Here is a 6224-nt window from a genome sequence, read left to right as displayed (position 1 = left end):
GGGAGCTGCCCGCCGGCGCGGCCGAGGTGCCGCTGCCGCTCGACGCGCTGGCGCCGGGCGTGTACACCTGCACCCTGCTGGTGGCGGGCCGCGTCGTCGGGACCGGCCAGCGCCTGCTGGTAATGCCCTGAGCGGGTGGCCAGCAGGTTGCCGGCGCCCACTGCCGGAAAGCCCAGCAGCCGCTTGACCGAGCCCCAGTCACCCGACGCCGACGCGGCGGGCGTCCGGCCGGAGGCGTCCCCCGCCGCGTCGGCGTCGGCGGCTCGGCGGCCCTTGCGCGGCGGCCGCCAAATGGCTAAGTTGCTCCGCTGCTCTACGCTTGTCTACCGCCTATTGTCCGTTGTTCCCATTCCTACTTTTTTTCTTTCCTCCCATGTACGAAGCTCCGTACGAAAATCACTTTCTGAACCTGCGCCTCGCCCGGCCGGTGTTTTTGGCCTTCGCCCGCTACACCCACGCGGCCCTGCTCCAGACCGATAACGCCGCCTTGGCAGCCCTGGCGGCCCCCTTCGGGACCCAGCTCACCGCCTTGGAAAGCAGCCTGACGGCGCGCGGCGCCCACGACGGCACCCACCAGCGCCAAGCCCGCGGCGCCAGCGAAGTCACGGCCAGCATCCACGAGTGGCTGCGCGACACCCACGACGTGCACCTCAAGCCCCGGTACCGCAAACAGCCCGCCGTGCTCCTGGACCTGCTGCCCCAGGGCCTGACGGGCCTCACCGGGGCTACCGCCGCCGAGCTGCCGCCCCGCCTCGACGTGCTGCTGGGCAAGCTGGAAGGCCTGGGCCCCGCGCTGCCCGCCGATGTGGCCGCCCAGGGCCGCACCCTGCTGCGCGAGCTGCTGGCCGCCCGCCAGCAGCAGGCCGCCACCAAAAAAGCCGTGGCCGACACCATCGGCGAGCTGGGCACCGACTGGCGTACGGCCTGCGCCAGCCTCTGGCAGGTGCACTGCACGGCCCTGGCCCAGTTCCACGCCGCCCCCCACCTCGCCCGCGCCTTTTTCGATTACGCCGCTCTGCCCAATCACAACGCCAAGCGCGCCGCCCGCCGCGCCGCGTCGGCGCCCGCGACCTGAGCCGGCGCGCCGGCGCGGACGGCGAGGTTTCGCCGGGCATTCGGCGCGGCCCGCAACCGGTTGCCTCTTCTTATTGAACGTTCGGAATGGCATCCCAACCGGTTGCACGCACATACCGAATATTCAATTGAACGTCACAAGCAGCTGCGGCTGCTTTCCGAACGCCTCTCGGAGCGCTGCCACCGGTTGCGACTACCCTTCGAGCGTTCGGACGGGCATTGCTACCTGTTCCGGAGGCTTCCCGAGCGCCCGGCGGGGCCCTGCCACTGGCGGCACCCGCGTTCGGCCTGCTCCTTTCAGCCGGCGCTGGGGCCCGGCTGCCTCACTTACGCCCGACCGGCCGACCGGCCGCGCCAACGTGAGCAGGCCCGCCCTCCGGAACCGGAAGGCGGGCCTGCTGTCGTCTACAGGGGGCAGGCGGGCTGGACGGCTCGGGGCCGCTGCCTCTCCCGGCCGGGTCCCATGCCCCGGGTATCGTTCCACGATAGGGGTGCTAAGGCTTTGGCGTCGTCGTACCACCTCGTACGCGCCGGCCGCGCCGCCGGGGCTTGACCCTGAGATGCAGGAGGTAGTTAGGGCTGCAGCGTGAACGTGCGCGTGACCGTGTTGAACGGCCCCGGCACCACCGTGCCGTTGCCGTCGACCAGCTCCAGCTTGATGGTGTTTTCGCCCATGGGCAGGCCTTCCATCATGTAGGGCGCCCACTGATCCAGCAGGAACTCGGTGCCGTTGACGGTGGCGCGCACCTTGTTGCCCTCCGGCGCCAGGGAGGTGTTCACCAGGTAGAAGTCCAGCATCACGCTCTTCGCGTCGTTGCCGGTGTACACATCCTTGGGCCGGCTGTAGAACAGGTGCGGCGCCTTCAGGTCGAGGGCCAGGGGCTGGGCGGCGGGCTTGCCCACCGTTACCACGCGCAGGTCGTAGGCGGTGCGGTGCTTCAGGCTCTCGTGGTATGAGCGCGAGAGGAACGAGAGCACCACGTGCTGCCCGTCGGGCAGGTCCTTGGTAAATTCGGTGGTGTAGTGCGCCGTGTAGGGCTGGTTGTCCACGATGTTGTGGATGTGCTGGCCCTTGGCCGAGTTGGCCATGTGCTCGGCGTGCGCCCCGCCCGTCATCTTGGTGAGCTGAAAGTTGGTCAGGTCGTAGTCGAAGGCCACGGCGCCGCTGGGCACGGTGGAGCCGTCGGGGGGCGTTTTCAGGCGCAGGGCGGCGGAGGCAAACTTGGGCGAGTCGGTAAACGGGGTGAGGCGGATGCCGTTCTTCTCCTGGGTGGCGGCCGGGCTGCCGCCGGGCGTGGTGGTCACGGTTTCGGCCGTGGTGGCGGCCGTGTCGGCCTGTTGCTTGGCGGTGTCGCAGGCGGCCAGGCTCAGCGCGGCGAGGCCGAGCAGGCAAAAGGAGTGCTTCATGGAGTGGTGGAGGTGGTTTGGAACGCGGTGGAGGCGTGTCCGCGGGCCCGCAGCGGGCCGTTGGCGGCCAACCCGGCAATCGGAATTTGAGTATCTTGCGGGAGTACGCAAGGTTTTCCCAAAAGTATAATTCCCCATTCGCTATGAGCGAAAAATTGTTGGACGAAATCCCCTCGCTGGACCTGGCGGATTTCCGTTCCGGTGACCCGGAGCGCAAGGCGAAATTTGTGCAGCAGCTCGGCGAGGCCTACCAGAACATCGGCTTCATTGCCCTGAAAAACCACGGCCTGAACGACGAGCAGACCCAGAAGCTGTACGCCGATGTGCAAGCCTTCTTCAGCCTCCCCGACGAGGTGAAGCAGCAGTACGAAAACCCGGAGCTGGCCGGCCAGCGCGGCTACATCAGCAAGGGCAAGGAGCACGCCAAGGGCCGCAACACCGGCGACCTGAAGGAGTTCTTCCACGTCGGCCAGGAAGTGGACGACGAGAACGACCCGATCAAGAGCGAGTACCCGGACAACATCTTCCCCCGGGAGATTCCCTCGTTCCGCGCCACGGCCCTGCAGACCTACAAGACGCTGGAAGCCGCCGGCAAGGACGTGCTGCGCGCCATTGCCCTGTACCTGAAGCTGCCGGAGAACTACTTCGACGACAAGGTGCGCAACGGCAACAGCATCCTGCGCCCCATCCACTACTACCCCATCGAAAACCCCGACGCGGTGCCGGCCGACGCCGTGCGCGCCGCCGAGCACGGCGACATCAACCTCATCACGCTGCTGATGGGCGCCTCCGCCGACGGCCTGCAGGTGCTGCGCCGCGACGGGCACTGGATTCCCATCACGGCCCTGCCCGACCAGATTGTGGTGAACGTGGGCGACATGCTCCAGCGCCTCACCAACGGCGTGCTCAAGAGCACCATTCACCGCGTGGTGAACCCGCCCCGCGAGAAAATGAACTCCTCGCGCTACAGCATCCCCTTCTTCATGCACCCGCGCTCCGAAATGAGCCTGGCGGCCCTGGAGAACTGCGTGACGGCCGACAACCCCAAGCAGCAGCCCGACATTACGGCCGGCGAATTCCTCAACGAGCGCCTCATCGAGCTCGGCCTGAAGAAGAAGTCGACGATGTAATAAACCGCGCCGGCGGGCTCCGTTCCTCCGGCCGTGGATGATTGCCCCACGTGGTGCTGCGACTCGCAAAGTCGTGGCACCATTGTTTTTTTACGCCGGCACCAGTGGGCTACGGCTCCGGTAGCCACGCGTGCCGGCGCTGTGGTTCTGCCCCAGCGGCTAAATAAATGCGCTGCTGGCAGCACGGCTTTGAGAAGCAGCCCCTCGCCCGCGCAGTTGGCCGTTCGGACCGGATTGTGCTTCTTTACCTTTGCCACCCAGCATCCCGTCCCGCCCGTGCAGCCGTCCGACCCCGCCGAAGTAAAGCTGGCGCCGCCGCCTCGGCGTCTGCGCACCAAGCGCGTACGCGGCATTATCTTTCTGAAAGATGTTGCCGTGCTCGGCCTCACGTCCTTTGGCGGGCCGCAGGCACACACGGCCATGATGCTGCGGCTACTGGTGGATAAGCGCCGGTACCTCACCTCCGCCGAACTGCTGGAACTGATGGCCCTGTGCCAGGTGCTGCCGGGTCCCGGCTCCACCCAAACCATTACCGCCATCGGCTTCCGCCTGGGCGGCCCCAACCTCGCGTACCTCACGCTGCTGGCCTGGATGCTGCCCTCGGTGCTGCTGATGACGGCCGCCGCGCTCAGCCTGAGCTACCTCGACAAGGACTTGGTCGTGCGGTTGGTGCGCTTCGTGCAGCCCGTGGCCGTAGGCTTCGTAGCATACTCGGCCTTCAAGATTGCCGAAAAGGTCATTCACACCAAGACGTCGGTGGCCCTGCTGGTCATTGCGGCCCTGGTGGCGTACTTTTTCCAGCTGCCCTGGGTGCTGCCCCTGCTGCTCATCGGCGGCGGGCTGATTACCACCTTTCGCTACCGCAAAATGCCACAGGTACACGAGAAGGAACCGCTGCGGGTGGAATGGGCCAACTTCGTGCTCTGGGCGGGCGTGTTCGTGGTGGCCGCTGTGCTGGGCCATTACACCCGCGCGCTGCCGGTGCGCCTGTTCGAGAACTTCTACCGCAACGGCTCCTTGGTGTTCGGCGGCGGCCAGGTACTGGCGCCGTTGCTCTACGCGGAGTTCGTGGAGTTCAAGGAGTACCTGACCGGCCCCGAGTTTCTTTCCGGCTACGGCCTGACGCAGGCGCTGCCGGGGCCCAACTTCTCCATTGCCGCCTACATCGGGGCCCTGGCCATGCGGGAGTACGGCACCACCGGGCAGCTCGTCGGGGCGCTGGTGGGCGCGGTGGGCATCTTCATGCCCGGCACCCTGCTCATCTTCTTCCTGATCCGCTTCTGGGACCAGCTCAAGCAGTACCGCGTGGTCAAGGCGTCGTTGGAAGGCATCAACGCCGTGTCGGCCGGGCTGGTGGTGGCGGCTACGTTTTTGCTGTACCACCCCCTGCCCGATGGCCCGGTGTGGCACATGCCCGGCCGCTACGGCGTCGATCTGCCCCTAAACCCGCTTATCGTTGGCGCCACTTTCCTGGTGCTGCTCTGGGACCGGCTGCCTTCGTACGTGCTGGTCCTGGGTGCCTTGCTGCTCGGCGCCTTGCTGCCGTGAAGAACTAAGGAGGAAGGACGAATGAGGAAAGAAGACCGGATGATCTGGTACTGTGCAGTACCATAGGCAGGCAGTAGTTCGCAGACCTAAAAGCAGAAGGACGAACAAGCGGCTGCCTGTTCGTCCTTCTTCCTTATTCCTTCGAACCGCTAGCCTTCCAGCAGCTGCTGCTCGGGCAGGCGTAGCAGGTAGTCGCCGTAGCCGCTCTTGCGCAGGGGCTCGGCAATCTTGCGCAGCTGCTCGGCATCGATGAAGCCCTGGCGGTAGGCCACTTCCTCAATAGAGCCGACCTTCAGACCCTGGCGCTGCTCGATGACGCGCACGAATTCGCCGGCCTGCATCAGGCTCTCGAACGTGCCGGTATCCAGCCAGGCGGTGCCGCGGCCCAGGATGCCCACTTTCAGCTTGCCGCGGCGCAGGTACTCCTGGTTTACGTCGGTAATCTCGTACTCGCCGCGGGCCGAAGGCTTCAGGTCGCGGGCAATCTGCACCACTTCGTTGTCGTAGAAGTAGAGGCCGGGCACGGCGTAGTTGCTCTTCGGCTGCTTGGGCTTCTCCTCGATGCTCAGGGCCTGGCGGTTGTCGTCGAACTCCACCACGCCGTAACGTTCGGGGTCGTGCACGTGGTAAGCGTACACCACGCCGCCGTCGGGGTTGTTGTTGCTCTTGAGCAGCTCCTCCATGCCGGCACCGTAGAAGATGTTGTCGCCGAGCACCAGGGCCACCTTGTCCTGGCCGATGAAGTCAGCGCCGAGCACGAAGGCCTGGGCCAGGCCGTTGGGCACTTCCTGCACCACGTACTGAAAGTCGCAGCCGAGGTCTTTGCCATCCCCCAGCAGCTTCTTGAACTGGGCCTGGTCGTGGGGCGTGGTGATAATCAGGATTTCACGGATGCCCGCCATCATCAGAATCGACAGCGGATAGTAAATCATCGGCTTGTCGTACACCGGCATGAGCTGCTTGCTGACGGCCAGCGTGAGCGGGTGCAGACGGGTGCCGGAACCGCCGGCGAGGATGATGCCTTTCATTGGTTGGTAGTGGGTAGTGGGTAGTAGGTATTTGGAC

Annotated in this window: 5 protein-coding genes; 3 read left to right on the top strand and 2 right to left on the bottom strand. The window is 65.9% G+C overall.

The features are described 5' to 3' along the window. The first annotated feature begins 373 nt into the window (after positions 1-373). Complete coding sequence (locus tag ACYVKQ_RS04560) at positions 374-1075, top strand: hypothetical protein (RefSeq protein WP_460576062.1); 702 nt, start codon at positions 374-376, stop codon at positions 1073-1075. A gap of 572 nt (positions 1076-1647) precedes the next feature. Here the strand turns inward: ACYVKQ_RS04560 and ACYVKQ_RS04555 are convergent. Beyond that, on the bottom strand, positions 1648-2481 hold the full coding sequence (locus ACYVKQ_RS04555) for a hypothetical protein (protein WP_460576060.1): 834 nt from the start codon (positions 2479-2481) through the stop codon (positions 1648-1650). Positions 2482-2624: 143 nt separating this feature from the next. Here ACYVKQ_RS04555 and ACYVKQ_RS04550 point away from each other — a divergent pair, with 143 nt between their 5' ends. Both ACYVKQ_RS04550 and chrA read left to right on the top strand, forming a co-directional pair. After that, positions 2625-3611 carry an isopenicillin N synthase family dioxygenase gene (locus ACYVKQ_RS04550; protein WP_460576058.1) on the top strand — a complete coding sequence of 329 codons (987 nt, stop codon included), beginning with the start codon at positions 2625-2627 and terminating at the stop codon, positions 3609-3611. 276 nt (positions 3612-3887) lie between these two features. Continuing rightward, a complete protein-coding gene (chrA, locus tag ACYVKQ_RS04545) occupies positions 3888-5159 on the top strand; it encodes a chromate efflux transporter (protein ID WP_460576056.1) in 1272 nt (423 codons plus the stop codon). A gap of 149 nt (positions 5160-5308) precedes the next feature. Here chrA and rfbA read toward each other — a convergent pair whose 3' ends face one another. Then, a complete protein-coding gene (gene rfbA / locus ACYVKQ_RS04540) occupies positions 5309-6187 on the bottom strand; it encodes a sugar nucleotidyltransferase (RefSeq protein WP_460576054.1) in 879 nt (292 codons plus the stop codon). Positions 6188-6224 lie beyond the last annotated feature (37 nt).

This window comes from Hymenobacter coalescens (assembly GCF_054783195.1).
Note: the sequence above shows the minus strand (reverse complement) of the source record. Positions and strands in the feature narration are given on the sequence as shown.

Bases quoted from the DNA above. Each gene is read 5' to 3' on its own strand.
- ACYVKQ_RS04560 (WP_460576062.1), top strand. From the start codon at position 374: ATGTACGAAGCTCCGTACGAAAATCACTTTCTGAACCTGCGCCTCGCC.
- ACYVKQ_RS04555 (WP_460576060.1), bottom strand. From the start codon at position 2,481: ATGAAGCACTCCTTTTGCCTGCTCGGCCTCGCCGCGCTGAGCCTGGCC.
- ACYVKQ_RS04550 (WP_460576058.1), top strand. From the start codon at position 2,625: ATGAGCGAAAAATTGTTGGACGAAATCCCCTCGCTGGACCTGGCGGAT.
- rfbA (WP_460576054.1), bottom strand. From the start codon at position 6,187: ATGAAAGGCATCATCCTCGCCGGCGGTTCCGGCACCCGTCTGCACCCG.